This is a genomic window from Collinsella sp. CLA-ER-H3, assembly GCF_040092425.1.
GTDB lineage: Bacteria > Actinomycetota > Coriobacteriia > Coriobacteriales > Coriobacteriaceae > Collinsella.
On sequence record NZ_JBBNLP010000009.1, the window covers coordinates 46,508 to 69,153 of the forward strand.

Annotated in this window: 20 protein-coding genes and 2 tRNA genes; 2 read left to right on the top strand and 20 right to left on the bottom strand. The window is 61.0% G+C overall.

Annotated features, from left to right (window positions below):
• Nucleotides 1-11: 11 nt before the first annotated feature.
• The 4 genes from hyfB to AAAX32_RS08125 all read right to left on the bottom strand — a co-directional run bounded on the left by hyfB (nucleotide 12) and on the right by AAAX32_RS08125 (nucleotide 5,536).
• Nucleotides 12-2,030 carry a hydrogenase 4 subunit B gene (gene hyfB / locus AAAX32_RS08110; protein WP_099431573.1) on the bottom strand — a complete coding sequence of 673 codons (2,019 nt, stop codon included), beginning with the start codon at nucleotides 2,028-2,030 and terminating at the stop codon, nucleotides 12-14.
• On the bottom strand, nucleotides 2,023-2,640 hold the full coding sequence (locus AAAX32_RS08115; protein WP_022095203.1) for a 4Fe-4S dicluster domain-containing protein: 618 nt from the start codon (nucleotides 2,638-2,640) through the stop codon (nucleotides 2,023-2,025). Before AAAX32_RS08115 ends, hyfB begins: the two co-directional genes overlap by 8 nt.
• A 78-nt stretch (nucleotides 2,641-2,718) precedes the next feature.
• Entirely contained in the window at nucleotides 2,719-4,941 is a 2,223-nt protein-coding gene (gene fdhF / locus AAAX32_RS08120; protein ID WP_082421866.1) for a formate dehydrogenase subunit alpha, read from the bottom strand.
• Nucleotides 4,942-5,017: 76 nt separating this feature from the next.
• Complete coding sequence (locus tag AAAX32_RS08125; RefSeq protein WP_022095206.1) at nucleotides 5,018-5,536, bottom strand: 4Fe-4S dicluster domain-containing protein; 519 nt, start codon at nucleotides 5,534-5,536, stop codon at nucleotides 5,018-5,020.
• A 427-nt stretch (nucleotides 5,537-5,963) separates the two neighbouring features.
• On the opposite strand from AAAX32_RS08125, the gene AAAX32_RS08130 reads away from it, so the two are divergent.
• Together AAAX32_RS08130 and AAAX32_RS08135 are read left to right on the top strand one after the other, a co-directional pair.
• Nucleotides 5,964-6,287 (top strand): type II toxin-antitoxin system RelB/DinJ family antitoxin, encoded by a 324-nt coding sequence (locus AAAX32_RS08130; RefSeq protein WP_158554596.1) that lies wholly within the window; start codon nucleotides 5,964-5,966, stop codon nucleotides 6,285-6,287.
• The gene (locus tag AAAX32_RS08135) at nucleotides 6,280-6,777 is read left to right on the top strand and encodes a hypothetical protein (protein WP_349100480.1); all 498 of its coding nucleotides are present in this window, start codon (nucleotides 6,280-6,282) and stop codon (nucleotides 6,775-6,777) included. Before AAAX32_RS08130 ends, AAAX32_RS08135 begins: the two co-directional genes overlap by 8 nt.
• 141 nt (nucleotides 6,778-6,918) lie before the next feature.
• Here AAAX32_RS08135 and AAAX32_RS08140 read toward each other — a convergent pair whose 3' ends face one another.
• From AAAX32_RS08140 to glp, 16 genes are all read right to left on the bottom strand, one after another.
• Nucleotides 6,919-7,920, bottom strand: a complete 1,002-nt coding sequence (locus AAAX32_RS08140) for a hypothetical protein (RefSeq protein ID WP_349100481.1) — start codon at nucleotides 7,918-7,920, stop codon at nucleotides 6,919-6,921.
• A gap of 334 nt (nucleotides 7,921-8,254) precedes the next feature.
• Nucleotides 8,255-8,328, bottom strand: a tRNA-Gly gene (locus tag AAAX32_RS08145).
• 6 nt (nucleotides 8,329-8,334) lie between these two features.
• Nucleotides 8,335-8,411: transfer RNA gene (locus AAAX32_RS08150), tRNA-Pro, on the bottom strand.
• A gap of 91 nt (nucleotides 8,412-8,502) precedes the next feature.
• Complete coding sequence (brnQ, locus tag AAAX32_RS08155; RefSeq protein WP_349100482.1) at nucleotides 8,503-9,861, bottom strand: branched-chain amino acid transport system II carrier protein; 1,359 nt, start codon at nucleotides 9,859-9,861, stop codon at nucleotides 8,503-8,505.
• Nucleotides 9,862-9,928: 67 nt separating this feature from the next.
• Nucleotides 9,929-11,068, bottom strand: a complete 1,140-nt coding sequence (locus tag AAAX32_RS08160) for an aminotransferase class V-fold PLP-dependent enzyme (protein WP_349100483.1) — start codon at nucleotides 11,066-11,068, stop codon at nucleotides 9,929-9,931.
• Nucleotides 11,065-11,316, bottom strand: a complete 252-nt coding sequence (locus AAAX32_RS08165; protein WP_117773607.1) for a DUF3343 domain-containing protein — start codon at nucleotides 11,314-11,316, stop codon at nucleotides 11,065-11,067. Before AAAX32_RS08165 ends, AAAX32_RS08160 begins: the two co-directional genes overlap by 4 nt.
• A gap of 19 nt (nucleotides 11,317-11,335) precedes the next feature.
• Complete coding sequence (gene yedF, locus AAAX32_RS08170; RefSeq protein ID WP_349090751.1) at nucleotides 11,336-11,962, bottom strand: sulfurtransferase-like selenium metabolism protein YedF; 627 nt, start codon at nucleotides 11,960-11,962, stop codon at nucleotides 11,336-11,338.
• 58 nt (nucleotides 11,963-12,020) lie between these two features.
• Nucleotides 12,021-13,070, bottom strand: a complete 1,050-nt coding sequence (gene selD / locus AAAX32_RS08175; protein WP_349100484.1) for a selenide, water dikinase SelD — start codon at nucleotides 13,068-13,070, stop codon at nucleotides 12,021-12,023.
• A gap of 70 nt (nucleotides 13,071-13,140) precedes the next feature.
• Nucleotides 13,141-13,905: an acyl-CoA dehydratase activase gene (locus AAAX32_RS08180; protein WP_349100485.1), complete on the bottom strand. Its 765-nt coding sequence runs from the start codon at nucleotides 13,903-13,905 to the stop codon at nucleotides 13,141-13,143.
• Between the two features lie 154 nt (nucleotides 13,906-14,059).
• Complete coding sequence (locus AAAX32_RS08185) at nucleotides 14,060-15,223, bottom strand: double-cubane-cluster-containing anaerobic reductase (RefSeq protein WP_349100486.1); 1,164 nt, start codon at nucleotides 15,221-15,223, stop codon at nucleotides 14,060-14,062.
• A gap of 154 nt (nucleotides 15,224-15,377) precedes the next feature.
• Nucleotides 15,378-16,661: a double-cubane-cluster-containing anaerobic reductase gene (locus AAAX32_RS08190; RefSeq protein ID WP_055286139.1), complete on the bottom strand. Its 1,284-nt coding sequence runs from the start codon at nucleotides 16,659-16,661 to the stop codon at nucleotides 15,378-15,380.
• 429 nt (nucleotides 16,662-17,090) lie between these two features.
• Nucleotides 17,091-18,161 carry an ATP-binding cassette domain-containing protein gene (locus AAAX32_RS08195; RefSeq protein ID WP_349100488.1) on the bottom strand — a complete coding sequence of 357 codons (1,071 nt, stop codon included), beginning with the start codon at nucleotides 18,159-18,161 and terminating at the stop codon, nucleotides 17,091-17,093.
• 3 nt (nucleotides 18,162-18,164) lie between these two features.
• Complete coding sequence (modB, locus tag AAAX32_RS08200) at nucleotides 18,165-19,607, bottom strand: molybdate ABC transporter permease subunit (protein WP_349100490.1); 1,443 nt, start codon at nucleotides 19,605-19,607, stop codon at nucleotides 18,165-18,167.
• Between the two features lie 68 nt (nucleotides 19,608-19,675).
• Nucleotides 19,676-20,551, bottom strand: coding sequence for a molybdate ABC transporter substrate-binding protein (gene modA, locus AAAX32_RS08205; RefSeq protein ID WP_349100491.1), 876 nt, complete (start codon nucleotides 20,549-20,551; stop codon nucleotides 19,676-19,678).
• 203 nt (nucleotides 20,552-20,754) lie between these two features.
• Nucleotides 20,755-21,234, bottom strand: a complete 480-nt coding sequence (locus tag AAAX32_RS08210; RefSeq protein ID WP_349076274.1) for a MogA/MoaB family molybdenum cofactor biosynthesis protein — start codon at nucleotides 21,232-21,234, stop codon at nucleotides 20,755-20,757.
• A 10-nt stretch (nucleotides 21,235-21,244) separates the two neighbouring features.
• On the bottom strand, nucleotides 21,245-22,507 hold the full coding sequence (gene glp / locus AAAX32_RS08215) for a gephyrin-like molybdotransferase Glp (RefSeq protein ID WP_349100492.1): 1,263 nt from the start codon (nucleotides 22,505-22,507) through the stop codon (nucleotides 21,245-21,247).
• Nucleotides 22,508-22,646: the final 139 nt, after the last annotated feature.

Consider the following 22,646-nt stretch of genomic DNA (forward strand, 5'->3'; position numbering starts at 1 on the left):
CTCTCCCCTCTCTAGACCATGACCACGGCGAGCACGAGGAAGACCACGAGCGCCGCGACGATGTAGCAGATGTATACGGAGTAGTTGCCGCCCTCGATCTTGGAGGCGAGGCCGGCCAGCTTGTCGGCACCCTCGCTCGGTGCATCGACCAGGAAACGGTCGGGCAGGGGCTCGACGCCCTGGGCGACACCGGTGAGCTTCTGGAACACGTGCGCGATGGACCAGCAGATCTTGGTGCATACCTCGCGCAGGGTGTAGAGCGGGCCCATGAAGAGTTCGACGTCGGACGCGAAGCTCGTGGCGACGACGGGCATGTGCTCGTTGGGCTCGTAGCCGCACGCCCAAGGGTCGGTCTTCTTAGCGGGGGCCTTGGCGCCGAGGCAGGACCTCAGCGCGAACGCGAGGCCGGTGAGGACCACGAGCGCGATGGCGATCGCGGGGGTGGAGGTGGCGGCACCGGAAATCTCGTTCACGAGAGACACGCCCGAGGTGGCTGTGACGGCGGAGCCGGCAAGCACGCTCTGGGCGACGTCGCCCAGAACCGGGGCGATGACCGGGGAGCCGATTCCCAGTACCACGCAGATGGCCGCGAGGAGCATCTGCGAGAACAACATCGGAGCCGGGGACTCCTTGGCGTTCGCGGCCTCCTGGGAACGAGGGCTGCTCGCGAACGAGACGCCGTAGGCCTTCACGAAGCACGTGACGGCCAGGGCACCGGTGATGGCGAGGGCGGCCGCGGAGGCGACGGCGAACACCATGACGACCGGGTCGGAGAGCGTCGAGATGTTGAACAGGGACTGGTAGGTGAACCACTCGGAAACGAAGCCGTTGAGCGGCGGGATGGCCGAGATGGCAAGGGCACCGATGAGGAAGCAGACGGCCGTGACCGGCATGCGGCGGAACAGACCGCCCATCTTCTCCATGTTGCGCGTACCCGTGGCATAGAGCAGGGAGCCCGCGCCGAGGAACAGCTCGCCCTTGAACATGGCGTGGTTGAGCGTGTGGTAGAGGGCGGCCATGAGCGCGATCGTCGCGATGACGTCGTTGCCCAGGGCGTGCGCCGTCATGGACGCGCCGACACCGAGCAAGATGATGCCGATGTTCTCGACGGAGTGATAGGCAAGCAGGCGCTTGATGTCGTGCTCGTGGAGGGCGTAGACGACGCCCAGGACCGACGAGATGGATCCGAAGACCAGGACCATGAGGCCCCACCAGAGCTGGACGCCCGAACCCGCGAGCAGGTCGAGACCGACCTTGAGGATTCCCAGGATGCCGATCTTGATCATGCCGCCGGACATGAGGGCGGACACGTTGGACGGCGCCTCGGGGTGCGCCTGGGGCAGCCAGGAGTGCAGCGGGATGATACCGGCCTTCGCGCCAAATCCGAAGAACGCGAGGACGAAGCACGCGGAGGAGACGGCGGGTCCAAAGTCATGCGTACGGAAATCACTGAAGCTGAAGGAACCGCCCACGCCGTTGGTCATGAGCAGGAAGCTCGCCATGATGAGAACGAAGCCCACGTGCGCGATGACGAAGTAGAGCCAACCGCCCCTAATGGAGTTCTTGTTCTCCTCGATAACGACAAGGAAGTAGCTCGTAAGGGACATGAGCTCAAAGGCGACCAGGAACCAGAACACGTTGTCGGCGGTGATGACGAGCATCATCGAGGCGACGAAGGTGTTCATAAAGAAGCCGGCGCGCCCGACCTTGCCCGGGTACTCGTCGAAGTAGGACAGACCGTAGATGAAGCCCGCAAAGGCGAGAATCGAGATGAGGACCACGATCAGGCCCGCAAGGCCGTTGAGCAAGAGCTCGAGACGGGCGAACGGGAAGAAGAAGACCGTGTTGAGGGACGAAACGTCGCCAAGCACGGCCTCGAGGCCCGCGATGAACGACAGCACGGCCGCGACGGCGCCGATAAGGCAGCCGGCGGTCTTGGCGGCGTTATCGGCCTTGATCAGCAGAACCGAGGCGAGCGCACCGATGCACGAGACGGCAAGCGATGCGATAAACAGCGTCATGCTATCCATTGTTTACGCTCCCTTCTGCTTTCTCGGAGAGGCCCTGGGCCACAGCGGTAACGTCGACGACCGGACCGTTTTCGATCGAGCGCAGGCGCTTGGCCTCGTCGAGCTCGCGATCGGCCGCGCCGCCCATGACGGTCAGCGCCTTGGTGGGGCACGCCGCCACACAATGCGGGCCGTCCGGATCGAAGGCGCACAGGTCGCACTTGACAGCGCAGGTGTACTGGCCGGGAGCCCACGTAAGCAGGCTGCTCAGGGACTTAGGATACGAAGGCGTCGGGTCGCACATGCCTGCGACACCGGCGATAGACGTGCCATCGGGATGGATGGCTCCGAAGGGGCACGCGATGGCGCACAGCCTGCACCCGATGCACTCCTGCTCCTTGACGTGGATGCGATCGCCATCGTGCTCGATGGCATTCACCGGGCAAACCTCGGCGCAGGGGGCACCCTCGCAATGGTGGCAGGCAAGGGCGGCCGAAATACCGCCGGTCTTCACGAGCGCCAGGCGCGGCGTATCCTGAAGACCCTGCATCCGGTGGGCGTCGGCACAGGCGGACTGGCATGTTCCGCAGCCGATGCACCTCTCCGGGTTGATGTCGATGAAGCGGTTCATCCCCACTTCCTTTCAAAATAACGGGCCGGGCTCCCGAACGTACGGGACGCCCGGCCCAAAAAGCCAACGAGAACGGGACTACACGATTTGGTTCACGTGCGTCTCGTCGTCGAACTTGGCGGCGCCAGGCTCAACGTCCTGGGGAGCGGCGGCGTCCACCAGAGCCTGCTTGAGCTCGGTGTACTGACGCTCGACCTCGCCCTCGGCCCAGACCTGGTCGGCGATAGCGTCGACCTGGCAGGCGGAGAACTTGTCCTCGGGCGTATGCGAGACCGGGTCGACCTTGTGAATGGTCAGCTCGTTGCACTTGCCGATCCACCACTGGTAGGTCATATAGACCGTGCCCTTATTGATGCGGTCGCTCACATCGGCGCGGCTGTATACCTGGCCGCGGCGGCTGTGAATCGAGACGATGTCGCCATTCTTGATGCCGCGCGCCTGGGCGTCCGCGGGATTCATGCGGACAAAGCCGGGCTCGTCGGCAAGCAGCGCCAGCGTCTTGCAGTTGCCGGTCATCGAGCGGCAGCTGTAGTGGCCGACCTCGCGGACGGTGCACAGGATGAGCGGGTACTCATCGTCGGGAAGCTCGGAGGGTGCCTCCCAGTCGTGCGCCATCAGGTTGGCGCGGCCGTCCTTGGTGGTGAACTTGCCACCAGCGAACATGTCGGGCGTACCGTGGTCGTTCACATCGGTGCTCTTGACGGGCCACTGGGCGTAGCCGCCCTCGGGAGCCATCTTCTCGTAGGTCGCGCCCACAAAGTTGGGGCACAGGCTAATGCACTCGTTCCAGATCTGCTCGGTGTTGTCGTAGTGCATGGGGTAACCCATACGCGTAGACAGGTCCGCGAAGATCTCCCAGTCGTGACGGCACTCGCCCTTGGGCGGAACGGCCGCGTCAAAGTGCTGGAAGCTACGGTCGGATGCGGTAAAGACACCCTCGTGCTCGCCCCAAGAGGTAGCGGGCAGGATGACGTCGGCGAGCATGGTCGTCTGCGTCATAAAGATGTCCTGGCAAATGAACAGATCCAGCTCGGAGAGCGTCTTGCGCATACCGGCCGAATCGGGCTCGGTCTGCACCGGGTCCTCGCCGTAGTTGTAGAAGCAGTGCACCTTGCCCTCGTCGACCAGGTGGCCCAGGTCGGTGAGCTTGTAGCCCTCCTCGAGCGGGAGCTTTTCCTCGGGCACGCCCCAAGCCTTGGCAAACTTGGCACGCACAGCCGGGTCGGTGACCTTCTGGTAGCCAGGGTACAGGTTGGGCAGCATGCCCATATCGCAGGAGCCCTGGACGTTGTTCTGACCACGCACGGGCGCGAGGCCGGAATTGGGTTTGCCGATCTGGCCGGCAACGCAGGCGATGGAGGCGATGGTGTGCACCGTCTTCAGGTTCTGCTTCTGCTGGCATACGCCCATGCCCCAGCCAATGATGGCAGAGGGCTTCGCCGTGGCGTACATCTCGGCAGCTTGGTGGATCAACGCGGGCTCGACACCCGTAATGTCCTGTACGGATTCGGGAGTGTAGTTCTTGATGGTCTCCCACCACTCGTCAAAGCCGTTCGTATGCTCGGCGACGAATTCCTTGTCGTAGAGGCCATCGTTGACCAAGCAGTTGGCAAAGGCGTTGAGGAACGCAACGTTGCAACCGTTCTTGATCGGAAGGTAGAGATCGGCGATACGCGCGGTTTCGATATGGCGCGGATCGGCGACGATGATCTTGCAACCCTTTTCTTTGGCTCGCACGATACGCCTTGCGACGATGGGGTGCGAATCGGCAGGGTTATAGCCGAAGAGGAAAATGCAGCCCGCATCCTCCATACCGGGGATGGAGCATGACATGCAACCTGAACCAACCGTGTCCATCAGACCGAGGACAGTAGGGCCGTGTCAAGTACGGGCGCAGTTGTCCACGCTGTGGGTGCCGATGCACGCACGCGTAAACTTCTGCATGACGTAGTTCGCCTCATTGCCGCCGCCTCGCGAAGAGCCGGTGGTCATGACAGCGTTAGGACCATATTCGTCAATTATGGCCTGCATCTTAGATGCGGTGAAATCCAGTGCCTCGTCCCAGCTTACGCGCTCAAGATCCGCGCCCTTAGTGCGGCGGATCATCGGGTGCAGTACGCGAGGAGTCAAGATCTTGGTGTCGTTGATGAAGTCGTAGCCGCTCATGCCCTTAAGGCACAGCTCGCTCTGGTTGGTGATGCCGTTGAGCGGTTCGGTGCCCACGACCTGGCCGTTTTGGACCAGGAGGTTAAACTGGCAACCGGCGCCGCAGTACGGGCAGATCACTTTATGCTTCTCCATGACACCCTCCTTCCTTTCTCTGCTACCGATTAATCGGTACGTATTTGACAATCGTTGGGCCTGTATGGCCGCCCGGCTACGCCTCGTTTTCGATGGTGGCGCGGGCACGCTCGGCAGTCAGTTCTGCCAGGCGCTCCTCGTCTACCAAGGTGAGGCCCTTGGTCGGGCACGCCTCGGCACACGCCGGACCGCCGGGACGGTCCACGCACAGGTCGCACTTGAGCACGAAGCTCTTGGTCTGCGAACCCACGCGCACGTCGCCCATCAAGACGGGGACCTGCGTGGTCGCCACACTCACGGCGCCAAAGGGGCAGGCCATGACGCAGCTCTTGCAGCCGATGCAGTTGTCCTCGTTGACGCCGATGCGATGGTTCTTTGGATCAAAGAACAAGGCACCCGTGGGGCAGGCCTTGGCGCACGGAGCGTCCTCGCAGTGGTGACATGCCACCGGCGCGGAAATCTCGTAGGTGCGCGTTACGCGCAAGCGAGGTGCGGCGATGTTGCCGGGAATATCGTGTGCCTCGATGCACGCCGCCATACAGGTTTGGCACCCAATGCAGCGTGAAGAATCAGCCACGACTCGTTTATTGCCCATGTTGTTCACTCCCTCCTGAATCCCATGCCGGAGAGACCCTGTCGACGTTGCCCCGGACCGCCCGTGGTCCGGCATCGACGTATCGAGTGCATGCGGCGAAACAGGCACTTCGATAGAATTCCTCCAACGATATACAGGTTAAATATACGCAGTTGCAGGGGGCAAACTTGAGCATAGGCCCTGCAATACGAGTGTATTGCAGGGGTTTTGGCAGGTTGGAATTATTCTCTAGAGGCTATAAAGGTGAGTGTATTACATGCGTACGCCTCAGAGATTTTTACGCGCTCTCATTTTAGATGTACTACGCTTGTATTCAAGTTAATGGTTATTTACTTGAGCGAAATAAAGTAATCGTTATAAGATGCTTAGGTATCGGCACATGCCGCATTTGACCGACTATATTGCACGCTCATTAAGGGGGGCAGTGATGTCATCGACTCAAAAACGAGCCATCCTGCAGGTGCGCATTCGCGAGGAAGACAAGCAGCATGCCGAACATCTCTACGACGCCATGGGCACATCGCTTGCCGAGGCCGTCCGTCTATTTGTCGCGCAGAGCATTTTGATGCGCAAGCTCCCCTTTCAGCCGGTCGCCGTGCGCTCAAAGGACGGCACCGCCGCCTATGGATCGCTCAAAGCATATGGTGACCCCAATCGCCGCTCCGAGGAGCGCAATGCCTGGATTGAATACCTTGCCACAGAAAGTGACGATTCGATTTTGGGCCCCGAGGAAGTAGATATCCATGAGTAGCACTATCATCGACGAGACCGTCATCCTACGCTACCTGCTTGACGACGACGAGGTCCTGTCACCGCGCGCCGCCAAGGTCATCGCCACGCGCACCGCTCGTGTCTACCCCGAAATCATCACGCGCGTCGTGGTCACGCTGCGCGACGTCTATAAGGTTCCCCGCGTTGAGATTACTGCGGCCATGAAAAGGCTGCTCGATGACGTCATGGTCGACGAGCCCACCGTTGTCACCCTTGCCGTCAAACTCTTTGGCAAGACCCATATGGACTTTACCGACTGCCTCCTCGCAGCCCGAACCGCCATCTACAACGATGATGTCGTGAGCTTTGGCAAGCCCATCATCCAAGGCATGATCGATTACCGTCACAAGCGCCAAACCGCAGCCGAAGCCCGCAACCGCAGCACCGACTCCCGCAGCCGAAGCACCGACGCCCGCAGTCACAGCACCGACGCCACCATCGACAAGCTCCGCCGCCAACCCCGCCACTAACCGACAGGCAACGGCATCGCCCGCCCCTCAGCCCCATCCCCTCCTAAGTTGCGGTGAAATACGGACTGTTTCATGCCTTTAAAGGCCTCGATAGTCCGTATTTCACCGCAACTTATTGAAGGTTGGCTGCGAACGATTTCTCTATCGGGAGTCGGCGTAGGGTTTTGTTGTCGGAATACCGTAACCGCGCATCATTGCACCGAACGATTCTACTTCGTAGGTGTCCGAGAGTTTGAAATGAATGACGTTGTGGCCCATGGCGCGAAGGTTCGCATCGCGCATGAGGGCCGCTCGATAGGTTTTTGCCGCCGCTTGCTCCGGATCATTTTGAGCTTCGTCTTCAAACTTACCCAGCCCATGCAGCTCTGCCAGCGTCCATGAGCCGTCTGGCATCTGCCAGCCATAATCTGCTAGATAATAACCAGGGTTTCCCGGTCGCGTTATCTCAACTTGAAGCTCAGGCGCGGCAACCCCAGCAAGAATCATTGCTGCTCTCGCCTCGGACTCGCCGCCATTGTCTGACCTGCCGTCCATATGCTCAAAAACGTCAAAAGCACGCGCGATGCCATGCAACCCTCGGCAATTTGCCTGCGCATATACTCGCAGCTCTTCACGTTCGACATCGTACTCGCGGGCCAAGCCATCGACATAGCCCAGCGCATAGCGAAAGGCGCTCGTTCGGGCGATATCAACAACCGTTCGATACGGATCCGTCAGCGTAAACAGACCGAGCCGCCACACTTCGCCCGCCCGCCAGCGCTTATATTCAACGAACTCATACGTATCACGCCTTGTAGACCGCGGCAGCAGCACTTGCACTTTATCCAGAAGCGTGTACGCCGAGCCGATGCCGTAGAGCAGCGCTGCCGTCGATCCGCAAAACACAGCATCCGGTTCAACGACCGCAATAGCGGATGCCAGCTGAAAGATGCGATCTTCAACCCCAAGATTATTCCAATAGACCGGATCCGCATACACGTGGTTGTAAAGACGAAGCATAAGCTCTTCCTGCATAAGCTCGCGCGCACGGCGTTCTTCCCAAGGATCAATTGTTATAAGCAGCTGTCCATCTTGATGAATTCCAAGGGCCGAGAATAGCATCCTTGCATATGACTGCGGAAAATGCTTGCCTTTATCGAGCATGGCCAACCCCATAACCATCACGGCGGAGAAAATACCATTACGCTATCGCATGCTTCCGTCCGCAGGCCTTGCCAAAAGCTGACCAAAAGCTTGACGTCGCAGGTCAGAGCTTCAAAAAAAATTTTCATTCTCGGTAGACGGTCGCTACGACCCTCCCAACGGCATCAAAATCCAACCTTACAAATAGTTGCGGTGAAATACGGACTACATGGGCCATAAAAGCCGGAAAACAGTCCATATTTCACCGCAACTTAGGTGGGGATGTGGGGTCCCCGGCATATATATGAAAACGGCCCTGGCACCAAATGGAGCCAAAGCCGTTAAAACTATCCTATGGAGCGGGCGACGGGAATCGAACCCGCGTCATCAGCTTGGAAGGCTGGGGTTCTACCATTGAACTACGCCCGCAAGATATGGTCGGGACGACAGGATTTGAACCTGCGACATCCTGCTCCCAAAGCAGGCGCGCTACCAAACTGCGCCACGTCCCGAAGGTGTTGAGCAGCTAAGGCATAAACCTTGCGTGTCCCAAAGCGAAGGAAATTATAGGGGAGACTTCCCGCCTGTGCAAGCGACGATACCCTAGCTCCTCGAATGTGTGACAAACTGGCTATGAACCAGACCGATCACAAACGCCGCCACAGCAACCGGTGCCCACGCAGCACCGATATCTGCCAGCGGCAACGCATCGAACGGCAGCCACGCACCAGTAAAGAACGCGTCGCGGACCGAGGTGATCACGCTCTGCACCGCGACCACGCCGCCGACCCAAACCCAAACCTGCGGATGCGCGTCGCAAAAGCCGTGCATCAGGCCCATAAGCACCAGCACAATGGCAACGGGATACAGGGCATTGAGCATAGGCACCGAGAACATAAGGATCACGTCGAGGCCCACGTTGGAGAGCACGCACGAAAACGCCGCGAACACAAAGGCAAGCATCGCAAAGGGGCGGCGCATGGCCTCCTCGGAAGCCTCCGCTCCCCCTTCAACCACATACGTCTCGCAGAAGTACCGCGAGCAGCAGCTAATAAGACCGATGCACACGTTCATGCAGGCGAGGAAAAAGATCGCAAAGACCACGACCGTGCCGACAAGGCCAAAGTGCATGGAGGCAGAGCGGGCAAGGATGGCGGCGCCATTGGTGGCATCGGGCATAACCGTGCCGAGCTGCATGCCGGCAAGCGCCAGGCCACAGTAGATGATGGCCATGAGCACGCCGGCGATCACACCGGAGCGCGAGATCTCAAAGGCCACGCGCTTATCGTCGGTAACGCCCAGCTCATGGATGGTCTCGGCGATGATAATGCCAAAGGCGAGCGACGCGAGCAAGTCCATGGTCTGGTAGCCGGTCAAAAAGCCCTGCACGGCAGCACCGGCATTGTAAGGAGCCTGCGGCACGGCAGCGGGACCCAGCGGCGAGATCACGGCAGCGCCCACGACCAGCACGATGAGCGCGATGAGCGCGGGGCCCGTAATACGACCGAGCACGCGTGTGATAACGCCCGGGCGCAGCGTGAGTGCAAACGCGACGACAAAGAAACCGACGGCAAACACCAGGCGAGCCGTGCCAAGCGAGACGCCCTGAGGCAGCAAGGGCACCAGCATCTCGAAGGCCGTGGAGCTCGTACGCGGAATGGCCAGGCACGGGCCGATAGCCAGATACACCGCCGCAACAAAGAACTCACCGAACTTGGGATGCACGCGGCCGGCAAGCTCGCGCGCCGTTCCAGCAAGCGCCACAGCGATAAAGCCTATGACGGGCAGGCCGATGGCGGCAATCAAAAAGCCGATCATGGCAAGTGGCGTGGCCGTGCCGGCCTGAAGTGCCAGCAACGGCGGAATGATGAGGTTACCGGCGCCAAAGAGCATCGAGAACAGCGCAATGCCGACGGTAACGACATGGTCGGAGCGCAGACCGCGCGGGGCGGATGAGGCCATAGGCACACCTTTCGGGTCGAAACAAAAACGGGACGGGCAAAAGACCCGTCCCGCAAGTATATACGCTCTAGCAGGCTAAATCGCGCAAAGCGTCAATCGCAGTGTCGACTTCCTCGTCCGTGTTGAAATACCCAAACGAGAAGCGGACGACGCCCTGGCGCTCGGTCCCCAGCGCGCGGTGCATGAGCGGAGCGCAATGGGCACCGGGGCGCGTCGCAATCCCCCACCCTTGCGTGAGCGCGTCCGAGATCTCAGCCGAATCGATATCGCCTACGTTGAGCGACACGATCGCCGAGCGCGACGGCTGGTCAAAGGCGCCGTAGAGCTTGATTTCTGGAATCTCACGAACACCGGCGAGAAAGCGATCGGCCAGGGCGCGTTCGTGAGTCGCAATCGCTTCAACTCCACCCTGAGCCTCAATAAAATCAAGGCCTGCGGAAAGGCCCGCTATGCCATGACCGTTGAGCGTGCCCGCCTCAAGGCGCGTGGGCCACTCAAGCGGCTGCAGCGCATCAAAGCTGTGCACGCCGGTGCCGCCCATGGCCCACGGAGCCACGTCAACGCCATCCGCCACGGCCAGGCCGCCGGTGCCTTGAGGTCCCATGAGCCCTTTGTGGCCGGTAAAGCACGCAACATCGAGCCCCATGGCGTGCATATCAATATGCGCCGTGCCGGCAGACTGAGAGGCGTCAACGATCACCAGCGCACCGGCCGCATGGGCCATGGCCGCCACGCGCGCAATGTCGACCGCGTTGCCGGTCACATTGGAGGCGTGCGTCACCACCACAGCACGCGTGCCCGGCGTGACCAACCGCTCGAGCTCGTCGTAGTCGAGCGCGCCGTTCGCGTCGCAGCCCGCATGCTCAACGGTCACACCCCGCTCTACCGCCAAGCGGTTGAGCGGACGCAGCACGGAGTTGTGCTCGAGCACTGTTGTGACCACACGGTCGCCGGGGCGAACCACGCCATTGATGACGGTGTTGAGCGCCGCGGTTGAGTTGGGCGTAAAGCACACATGGTTCGCCCTCGGGCAACCCAAAAGGCGCGCGAGCTTGGCACGGCAAGCGTGAATCGTACGAGCGGCATCGAGGGCACCCGACGTGGCGCCGCGCCCGGCATTGCCGAGCGAGCACATCGCCTGCGTCACGGCATCAATGACCGTCTGCGGCTTGTGCATGGTCGTCGCCGCGTTATCCAGATAGATCATCGCACGACCTCCCACATATCAATCACGGTATAGCCCTCGGTAGGAACGCCCGCCGCGGTAAGCTCGCTGCGCAGCAGTTCCTCATCGGCAGGCAACGCCTTCCACGCCAGACCGCAGCCGGCAGCGACCTCCCCGGGCACGGGAATCGTTCGCCCGGGAAGGCCGCGCTCGACGCACAGGGACTCGCAACCCATGGCGGCCGCCGTGGTGGGAAACGTGATGACAAGCGCCGGGCGCTTCTCCCTCATGGCAACTCCAACCAATACGCTACGGGCGCACGACGCGCACGGCCTGCTCCATCTTCTCCACGATCACGTACATGTTCGTGACCTCGCCCACGGCAAGCTGGTCCTTAATGCCATAGTGGTCGAGGCAGGTGCCACAGGTAAGGATCTCGACGCCCTGCTCGGCCAGGCCCTTCAGGTCGTCGAGCACCGGAGAGCCCTCGACGGTGAGCTTGGCGCCACCGTTGTAGAACAGCATGGTCGCGGGCAGCTCCTCCTGCTGCGTCACGGCAAAGATAAAGGCCTTCATGAGCTTGTGGCCCAGCTCGTCGTCGCCACGGCCCATGCAATCGGTGTAGACGGAAATGACGAGCTTGCCCTTGCCGGCGCTGGCATCACAGAAGGCAGCGCTATCCTGCTCGGGGTCCGCAACGGCAACGGCGCCAGAGGTCGCCAAGGTCACGTGCCACTCGGCGTCAGAAACCTTCTCGACCGAGGCCGTGCAGCCCTTTTCCTGTGCCATCTTGGAGATGTTCTTGACGGCGGTCTCGTTGTCGACCGAGGTCACGACAACGCCCTCGCCATCGAGCTGCTTGAGGGCCTTGAGCGTCTTGACGACGGGCAGCGGGCAGGCATCGCCCATGGCATTGACATCAATCTTGGTAGACATAGTAAATTCCTTTCGAATAAATCGTTTTAGAACGGTGCATAGTTCAATAAACGTGTCGTTAACGGACAATGTGGACGGCAGGACCGCCTGGCACCGGCTCGCACACGCGGCCGATTGTGGCGGCAACGCGCCCCTCGGCATGCAGACGGCGCGCAAGCTCATCCACATCGGCAGCAGGTGCCGCAATAAGCAAACCACCCGAAGTCTGCGGATCGTACAGCGCATCCAGTATGCCCGGCTCCAGGTCCTCGTCGGCAGCCACGCGCGGGCCAAAGAAGTCCTGGTTGCGGTAGGAGCCCGCGGGGATAATGCCCAGACGCGCCATGTCGAGCACCTGGTCAAAGAGCGGCACCGCCCCCGACGCAAGCTCAACCTGCACGCCCGAGCCCTCGGCCATCTCGCACGCGTGCCCGATCAGACCAAAGCCCGTAATATCAGTACAGCCGTGAAGCTCGAGTCCCTCGGTCAGACGAATCGGGGCCTCGTTGAGGGTACGCATCGAGTCAAACACGGCTGCGGCCTCGTCCTGCTCGATGAGCTCGCCCTTAATGGCCGTGGTGATGATGCCTGAGCCGATCGCCTTGGTCAGCAGCAGAACATCGCCCACGCGCGCGCCGCTGTTGGCGAGCATGTGGTCGAGCGCGACAAAGCCGCTCACGGACAGGCCGTACTTGGGCTCGTCGTCGTTGATGGTATGGCCGCCCGCGATGGAGCAACCCGCCTCGACGCACTTGTCGGCGCCGCCCGCCAGAATCTGACCGGCAACCTCGATGCCCAGACAACTGGGTATGCAGAGTAGGTTCATGGCATGGCTCGGCCGCCCGCCCATGGCGTAGATGTCCGACAGCGAGTTGGCCGCGGCAATCTGGCCAAACAGAAACGGGTCGTCGACCATCGGCGGGAAGAAGTCGATGGACTGCACAAGCCCCAGGTTCTCCCCTACGCGGAAGACGCTCGCATCGTCAGAGGTATCGAACCCCACGAGCAAGTTGTCGTTATGCACATTTGGCAAGTCGCCCAGAACCTGGGCGAGGGCTCCGGGAGCCAACTTAGCGGCTCAACCGCTCGCGGCAGTCATAGACGTAAGCTTAATCTGATCGTCAGCCATCGATACCTCCTCTCATCGGTCAATCATTTTCTCCCAGTATACGCATGAATGCGAGCCTACGGCGGATGCATTAATTGAGCGCCTGTGCGCGAATCGCCGCGCCGATGGCACCGGCGAAGCGGGCCTGGGGCGAGGTGGTGACCGGCGACCCCAGCAGCGCCGCCAGCCGCTCCACAACGTAAGCGTTCTCGCACAAGCCTCCCGTCAGGTAGTACGGAGCACCCGTCGCCTGCCCGGCCATAGTGGCCACGCGCGAGACCACGCTGTCGATCACGCCACGCGCAATGTTCTCGCGCGGCTCACCGCGACCGATCAGGCTGATAACCTCACTTTCGGCAAACACCGTGCACATGCTGCTGATCTTGGTGGGCCCGCCGGAACGCGCCAGGACGGTCATCTGCTGCTGGGAAATGCCTAGGCGGTCGGCCATGATCTCCAAAAAGCGCCCCGTGCCGGCAGCGCACTTGTCGTTCATGGCAAATTTGGCCACGCGACCGCCCTTGATCTGAATGACCTTGGTGTCCTGACCGCCCACGTCGATCACGGTGCCGTGGTCGCCAAACAGGCGCACAGCACCGGTACCGTGGCAGGTGATCTCGGTCACGACCTTGTGCGCATAGGGCACGGCAACACGGCCGTAGCCAGTCGCGACCACGCGAACATCGTCGCCCGTCACGTCGTAGCCGGCCGCTGCCAGTGCCTCGCGCAGCCGCTCGGAAGCATCGACCGAGGAAAACCCGGTTGGCCGCACGCACGTCCACGCCACCGAACCCTCCCCGTCGACCACAGCAGCCTTAGCCGCCGTAGACCCGATATCGATCCCGATCCCTATCATGGCTCTCTCCCAATCTAAACATCAAAGATAGCGGCGCGTTCAGGCGCCTTAGCTCTAGGTTTCTCAGGTGCCGGAGGTTGCCCCGAAAGAGGAGCGCAGCGTACTTTGGTACGCAAGCGACGGTTTGAGGGGCAAGATCCGGTGCCTGAGGAAGCTAGAGGGTTTCGATAAAGGCGGCGATGCGCGTCTCGATCTGACCCATGTCGCCATTGCTGTAATCGGTCTCAATCTTCATGTACGGAATGCCCGCACCCTCGACAGCCTCCTGCATGCGCGCGCTCTCAACGTTGAAGGTGTGGCAGGCCTGCAGCACGCTCTCTACCACGGCATCGACATGGTACTTCTCGCACATAGCCAGCGTGTTTCCCATGCGACCGTCGTTGGGCGTCATGACCGAGCAGTTGATGTCCAGGTAGCGGTCGGCGATGGCGCGCAGGATATCGGGAGCCTCCGGGTCGATCATCATGGCCGCCGTGCGCTCGCCCGAGCAGTCGTCCATGCACACGACCACACCGCCGTTGGACTCGATAGTACGGCCGATCTTGTTGATCACGCCGCCCACCGGGCAGCCGGTGATCAGAATGCGCTTGGCGTCTGCCGCGACCGGGCACTCACCCGCGTCGTAGGTCTCGCGCAGCTTGGCAACCTTTTGCTCCAGCTGCTGCGTATAAGCCTCGATATCAAAGCTAAACGTACCGGCAAACATGGTGCTCATCAGGTCGACGCCGCTCATGGCCGCCGGCTGGTTGGCCTGCAGCGCAAACATGTCGAGCTGGGCCGCACGCAAGCGGTTGCGACGACGGACGGCAGCGCGCAGATCATCGTCGGTAATCGCGATGCCGTAGAAGTTCTCGAGCTCCTCCTTGAGCAGGCGGCACTCCTCGTACCAGCCCTCGCGCTCGTAGGCGCGATCGCGGCTCTGCGGCAGGTGCAGAATGTGCGTGCGCTTGAGCTCGTTGAGTAGCTCGTACATCTTCTTCTTGCCGTCGCAGGTGGTCTCGCCGATGATCATGTCGCTAAAGTACGTAAACGGGCACTTTTGCGAATAGGCAAAACCATACGTAGACTTGATGAGCGGGCACAGGTTTGCCGGCAGCACCTTCTCGGCCTCGGGAATCACCTCGTCGGACGTGCCGCACAGCGCCACGCTCGCAGCCCCCGCGGCATCGATAATCTCGAGCGGCGTGTAGCTGCACAGAAAACCGACCAGGCGATTACCCGCCTGCTTATAAACCTTGACGCGAATAAACGCCGCCTTGCGTTGCTCGTTGAACTCCTCAAACGTGGACGGCAACGGCTGCTCAATATTTTCCGACATATAACTCCTTAACAAACCTTTTAACCAACCAAGGAAACGGCTTTCCCAGGTGCCCGAGGTTGCCGCGAAAGAGGAGCGCCGCGTACTTTGGTATGCAAGCGATGGTTTGAACGGCAAGATCGGGTGCCTGGGGAAGCCGCTGGACCGGATAGCCCTAAATGGTTTCCAAGAAAGCCTCAATCCTGGTTTGCAGTTGGCCTGCATCCTCGCCGGCGTAGTCGGTCGTGATGTGCATAAACGGAATGCCGGCCTCCTCGGCGGCCTTCTCCACGGCAAACGACTCCATCTCGTAGAGCGTGCAGAACTGCAGGGCCACGTCGACGATACCGTCGGCATGCAGGTCCTTGGCCATCTGGACAATGTCCTTCATACGCTGGTCGTTGGGCGTAAAGACGGCGCAGTTGATCTTAAAGTAGCGCTCGGCGATGGCGTCGAGCATCTCGTCGACCGTCTCGCCGGATTCGTCGACCAGGTCCTTGTAGTAGCGTGAACCCGTGCAGGATTCCTCGCCTACCACGACGCCGCCGGCCTTCTCGATAAGGTTGAACAGTTTCCAGTTGGGGACGGCCATGGGCGTACCGGTGTACAGGATGCGCTTGGTGCCCTTGGGCGCCACACCCTCGCCGGCCTCGACACGCTGCTCGCACTCGGCGGCCATCTCGTTGATGGCTCCGGTCAGACGCGGCGTGTCGTCCATAAAGGCGGCCTGAACGGTCAGCAGGCTGTCGAGACCGCTGATGGGCGCCGGGTCGGCAGCGCGCGTGGCAGCCAGGCGCTGCAGGGCGCGACGCTTCTCATTGACGGCGTGGATGGCGGCCTTCAGACGCTCGGGCGTGATCTTGACGCCGCACTCTTCCTCGATCTTGGCGGCGAGCTTCTTGACCTCGGCCTTCCAGGTCACGAGCGTCGACTCGTCGTGTACGTTGGGAATATCCATGACGTACATGTTCTTTTGCGTGGCAAAGAACTCGTAGGCCTTTTTCTTGCCGTCGCAGGTGTTCTCACCCACCACCAGGTCACTCGACTCAATGTAGGGGCAGACCTCGCCCAGCTTAAAGCCGGCAAAGCTCTTGATGAGCGGACAGGTGTTGCGCGGCAAGTGCTCCTCGACCTTGTCCGTTGCCCAGTCGGCACCCGAGCACAGGCCCACGGGGATGCCATCGCAGGCAAGCACGATCTCCTCGGGCACGTAGACGCAGAACGAACCGACGATCTTGGTGGCCTCGCCGGCCTCCTTCTTGTCGAGCATCTCCTTAATACGGCCGCTGTGGATGTTGGTGGCGACAAAATCCAGGTAGGACGTAGACTTGGGGCGATTGTTCTGCGTCAGGAACATATCGCCGTACATCTGGCCCACGGCGCCCAGCAGCATGTCGTGGTCGGCAAGATTCATGCCGAGGCTTTCCCACATCGGATGGAAATCGAATTCTTCAGCCATGACGGTTCCCCTCTCGAACCAAAAATGAATAGCTACGGTATTTCTGCACGGTGGGTGGCGAAAACCCAGCCGTGCTCAAACCCGGAATTTTGGGGAACCCGCTTTGCGGTCGATTATTTAGTTGTGCGTCGTCTCTCCCGGAGCCGTGAACATACCTGCTCATATGCGACTCCGAGCCATATACAGGGCGCGCGCGGCAACGCGGCGAATGTATGTCGTCTGCGGCATGTGCGCACCCTCCTTTACAAGTTGAGGTCAACTATATCAACGGTCGTCGACCATGCGAACACCGTTGACATTCGTACGACAGCGTCGCGTGCCGTAGTTTAATAAATAATTATCTTTATTGATAAGAGTTTGTCATCCTTCATTCGGCGAACGGCAAGACAAAGCCGCCGAGGCCTATATCCCCGACGGCATTACCCGGCGCTATCGACAAACCAAATGGATCCTACTCGCATCGAAGTGCATGCGCAGGTTCTCGCCTGCCTGCGGCAGCTCGTCGACAGGCACGCCCACTTTGTTGACCTTCCACTGTAGACGCGTGGGCGCATCGACGCGCGGCACGTCCAGCAACACCAGCCGCTCAAAGCGCGAATCGCTCACACGGGCCACATGCAAGTCGTAACTGTTGCGACCCCGCTCCGCGCGATTGTCAACATGGAAGTAGCTTGCGCGAATGCCCAGGTACGCCACATTATCGGGAACCTCGCGACCCACGTTAAAGCTCATGCCCCAGTCGAGGGCCTCAACTTCTTCGTCGCCGATCTTGCGCGCCCGGCTTGTGTTCTTGCAGCCCGTCAGGCGCAGCGCCGCCAGCGTCTGCGGACGGCGGACCACGTCCTCGACGGAGCCGATCTCCTCAACATGCCCGTCGTGCATCACGCAGATGCGCTGGCACAGGCGGCACGCTTCGTCGATGTCGTGGCTCACGTAGAGCACGGTGCGGTTGCATACATCGAACAGGTCGAGCATATTCTGCTCGAGGGCGCTCTTAAGATAGGAATCGAGTGCGCTCATGGGCTCGTCGAACATAAAGATGCCCGGATGCGCCGCCACCATGCGCGCAAGCGCCACACGTTGCTGCTGACCGCCCGAGAGTCGCACGGGATAGCGGTCGGCAAAATCGGCCAGTCCAAAGATACCCAGGTAGCGCTCGGCAAGCTGCTTGCGCGCCGCGGCGTCGCCCGCATCCTTTACGCCGGCACATACGTTATCGGCCACTGTCATATTAGGGAACAGCTGATAGTTTTGGAACAGCAGGGCGCATTTTCGCTCCTGAGGCGACAGGTTGATGCCCGCTGCCGAGTCAAAAAAGGTCACGCCGTTGACGACGATCCTGCCCTCGTCGGGCGTCTCCACGCCGGCGATGCAGCGCAGCGTACAGCTCTTGCCGCAACCCGAGGCGCCCAGCAGTGCCACACGCTCCTCGCCGGCCTCAAGCTGCATGTCGAGCATAAACCCGGGATAGCGCTTTTTGATATCCAGAACGAGTGACATGACCTATCGACCTCCCTGCGGCGCCGCATCATCGCGCATGAGCTCGGCCAGCGCCTCGCGATCGATACGCAGCGCATCGCCGCCGACTGGGTCGAGCGAATCGCCCTGTCCGGCGAGATCTTTGGCCTGTTTGCGCTCCGCACGGGAAAGGCCCCGCTCGCGATACTTTTGCGAATGAGCGGTGTACATGTTGATGAACAGGATGACCAGGAAGCTAAACACGATCACGACGACGACCCAAAAGAGGGCCACCGACGTGTTGCCGCCCATCCACTCAAAGTAGATGGCAATGGGAATGGTCTGCGTAATACCGGCGTAGTTGCCCGCAAAGAACAGGGTGCAGCCAAACTCGCCCATCGCGCGGGCAAAGGCGAGTACCGTGCCGGCGGCAATCGAGGGCCAGCCAAGCGGCATCATAAGCTTGGTAAAGATGCGACGCTCGGACCAGCCCAGCGTGCGCGCCGCATCGAGCATTTGCGTGTCGAGGCTCTCAAAGGCACCGAGGGCCGTTCGATAGACCAGGGGGAACGACACCACCACGGCAGAGATCACCGCCGCAGGCCACGTAAAGACAATCGAGATACCGTGCGCGATAAGCCACTGGCCCACCCCGGTCGAGCGGCCAAACAGCATGAGGAGCAGAAAGCCGCAGACCGTGGGCGGCAGCACCATAGGGATGGTAAAGACCGAGTCGAGCAGGCCCTTGATGCGACTCGAGGTACCCATAGTCTTCCACGCGGCGAACAGGCCCAGCGCAAAGGAGATCAGCAGGGCAAGGCCGCTCGTTTTTATGGACACCCAAAACGGGCGATAGTCGATGTCGCACAAAAAGGAGGTCAGAGAGGTCCAGGGCCCCTGCTCATCCCGCAATACGACAGACGATGCTTCTACCATTTGAGCGCTATCAAGCCAACGCGCGCCGCCCTTGGCATCACCCGAGTCTGATGCAATCACCACATAGCGGTCCCCATCCGCACCGCGCTCGTCAAAGCCATAGGTATACCCGCCGGAATCAAACGTTGTTTCCGCCGTGACATACCAAGGAAGATCCACGTCCCCCAGCTGCGCACCTCCCATGCAGTTTGCGCTGTCGAGCTTACAGACGAGGGCCTTGAGACCCGATACGCACTCGTTGTCCTGCGGATCCAATCCATACTTCTCGACCGCCTTGGGCGATATCCACACCACAACGCGATCGGCAGCAGGCGCCACCACAAGGTCCACGTCCTCGTCAACGGGAAACCGGTAGCCCTCAGGCTGGCCCTCCATGGCACGAGCGGTCCCCTTGGCCAACCGCTCAAAACCCTCGATCCCATAGGAAAGCCCATGAGCGGTCGCAGCAGCCTGGGCCCCGTCCTCAGCGTCCCCAGCAAACGCAAATCCCGGCACCCAGCAAAGCGCGAAGGTCAAAGCACAGGCGACAAGCATGCGGAATCTATTAAGCACGAAAAGCTCCAAGCGAATACAAGGACGGAGTGAAACACAAAACGATGGAATTATCGCGCCAAGCCGCACTACTCGGAAAGCTCAAAGCCGTACTTGGCCCAAATCTTCTGGGCTTTCTTGTTGGTCAGGCAGAAGTCGATGAACGCCTTGGCCTCGTCGGCATGCTCGGAGCTATCGGCGACAACGCCGGGATACACGATGGGCTTGTGCGAGTCCTCGGGGCACACGAAGGCCTCCTCGATGCCGTCGTAGCGGAAGATATCGGAGCTGTAGACAAAACCGGCCACGCAGTCGCCTGTGGACACATAGGCGGCAGCAGTGCCGACCTTGTCGGCCAGTGCGACCTTGTCGGCGATCTCGGGAGCATACACGCCGTCGTCGCCCTCGGTGCCGGTGTAGAGGCACACGGAGGCCAGGGCCTGGTTGGCGTACTTGCCGGCGGGAACGGTCTTGGCGTCGCCGATGGCGATCTTGCCGTCCAGATTCGCGACGTCGGCGATGGCCTGGACCTTGGTGTCGGAGCCCTCGGCGCGAATAATCACGAGGTCGTTGACGAACATGTCCTCACGCGTGTCGGTGTCGACGAGCTCGGCGGCCTCGGCGTCGTCCATGGTGCCCTTGGAGGCCGTGATAAGCACGTCGACGGCGGCACCGGCGCGCATTTGCTCGACAAGGTCGCCAGACGCCTTAAACTGCGTGTCGGCAAACGTGGTGCCGGTCTGCTCGGTGTAAAGCTCCTGAACCTCGGGCAGAGCCTTCTCGAGCGAGTTGGCGGCAAAGACCTGCAGCTCGACAGCTTTCTTCTTAGAGGAAGACTTGGCGGAGCCGGCATCGGAACCAGCGGGGTCGGACGTCTTGTTGCCCGAGCAGCCAACAAGGCCAAGGCCGGCGGCGGCGACAGCAGAAAGCGAGACGAATCCGCGGCGAGAAGCCATATCGAACATATTCAACCCTTTCGGACCTTGTGCCCGGGTACCCCACCGCGGGCTTTAATCTGCAATCAGCTTATACTTCTGCGCGAATAATGATTATGAGAAATTATTCTCTCCAGAGAATATAGTTTCAAGTTACCGTGCACCTCGGTGTCGCTTCGGCGGAAAACAAAAGCGGAGCGACCGATAAGGTCGCCCCGCCGCAGGTAAACCGCTTAGTTGGTATGTCCGCCGCCCGCTGTCATCTGAGCCGCATGCTCCAGCTGGTCCGCTATGGCCTCCCAGCTTTCGCGGGCGGCCTTCGTAGAACCGGGATAGTTTACGACAAGTGTATGACCTCGTTGCATGCAAATAGCACGCGAGAGCATGGCGCGGCGCGTCTTGGTCATCGAATACGCGCGGATTGCCTCTGCAATACCCGGCACATCGCGGTCGCAGACGGAACGCGTCGCCTCGGGCGTTACATCGCGCATCGAAAGCCCCGTGCCGCCGCAGGTGAGCACGACATTGGCGTGGCACTCATCGGCGGCTTCCACAATGGCATCACCGATCTCGCTGACGTCGTCGCGCACGACCACATGTGAGGCGACCGTCCAGCCCTGTGCCTCGATAAGTTCCTCGAGTGCGGCTCCAGCCTCGTCCTGGGCAAGATCGCGCGTATCCGAGCACGTCACAATCGAAATCTTCAGCTCCATAGCATTCCTCCTACAACACGGCGCCCTCGGGCAGGTCGACGCGAACAACGTCCACGGCATCGCCCGCCTTGAACTCGCACGGTCCTTCGTCAATACGCAGTAGACAGTTGGCCCGCTGCATCGTGCCGAGCAGCGCCGAATTCTGTGTCTTAGCCTCGGTCACCAACAGCTCACCGGTCTCGAAGTCGCGCAAAACCGTGGCGCGATCGAAGAAGCGGCGATGCTGTCGCTTTTTCACGCCGTGTGTGAGCGTCGCCTGCTGCACGGGACGCGCAACCTCGGCAAAACCGCGCATCTTGCGAATCGCCGGACGGGCAAGCATCTCAAAGCCCACATACGCCGCGGCCGGATTGCCCGAAAGCCCCAGGTAGGGCTTACCCCCGAGCAAGCCAAACGTGATGGCCTTACCCGGACGCATCGAGATGCGATCGAACAGTACCTCGCCCTCGCGCCGGACGAGCGCCGTCACGAAATCGTAATCGCCCGCCGAGGCGCCACCGCTCGTAATGACAAAGTCGCACTCCTGCACGGCACGATGCACGAGCTCGGCGATCGCTTGCTCATCATCGGGCGCAATGCCGTAGAACACGGGCTCGGCGCCGGCATCGAGTGCTTCGGCCATCAACGCCGACGAGTTGGAATCGCGAATCTGCCCGTGCGTCGGCAGCTCACCCGGCGCAACCAGCTCCGTGCCCAGCGAGATGATGCCCACACGTGGGGCAGCGTGCACCTTCACGCTCGCGTATCCGGCGCTTGCCAGCAGACCCGCGCCCGCCGGAGCCACAACCTCGCCGGCGTGCATCACAACATCGCCGGCATGGGCCTCCTCGGCGGCAGAGCGAACATTCTCCCCCACCTTGGCCGGCGCCGAGAACCTCACACGCGAGCCCTCGTTGCCGTCACCGTCGAGCACATCAACGATCTCGTACTTCACCACGGCATCGGCACCTTCGGGTACCGGCGCGCCCGTCATGATGCGGACTGTCTCGCCCGCGCCGATTGCGCCCTCAAACACATGGCCCGCGGCCTCGTGTCCGATAACGTCGAGCATCACCGGCGCCTCGCCAGATGCCCGCGCCAAGTCCGCCGAGCGCACGGCATATCCGTCCATAGCGCTGTTGGCAAACGGCGAGATGTCGATATCGGCCACCGCATCCTCGGCCAAGGGAAGACCGGTGGCCTGCCACACGGGAATCTCGACGAGATCGGTCGGAGCAACGTGCGACAGAACAATCGACTGCGCGTCCTCCAGCGGAATGAGTTTCTCTGCCATATGCACCTCTTAATGCCACGGCGCACAACAGGGGCGCCGATTCTTTATGCTTGTCTCAGTATAATCCCCCGACGCACGACCGCGACTCGGCCTGTACCCGCAAATACACCTGTCGGTTGCAGGCCGCGAAACAGAATGG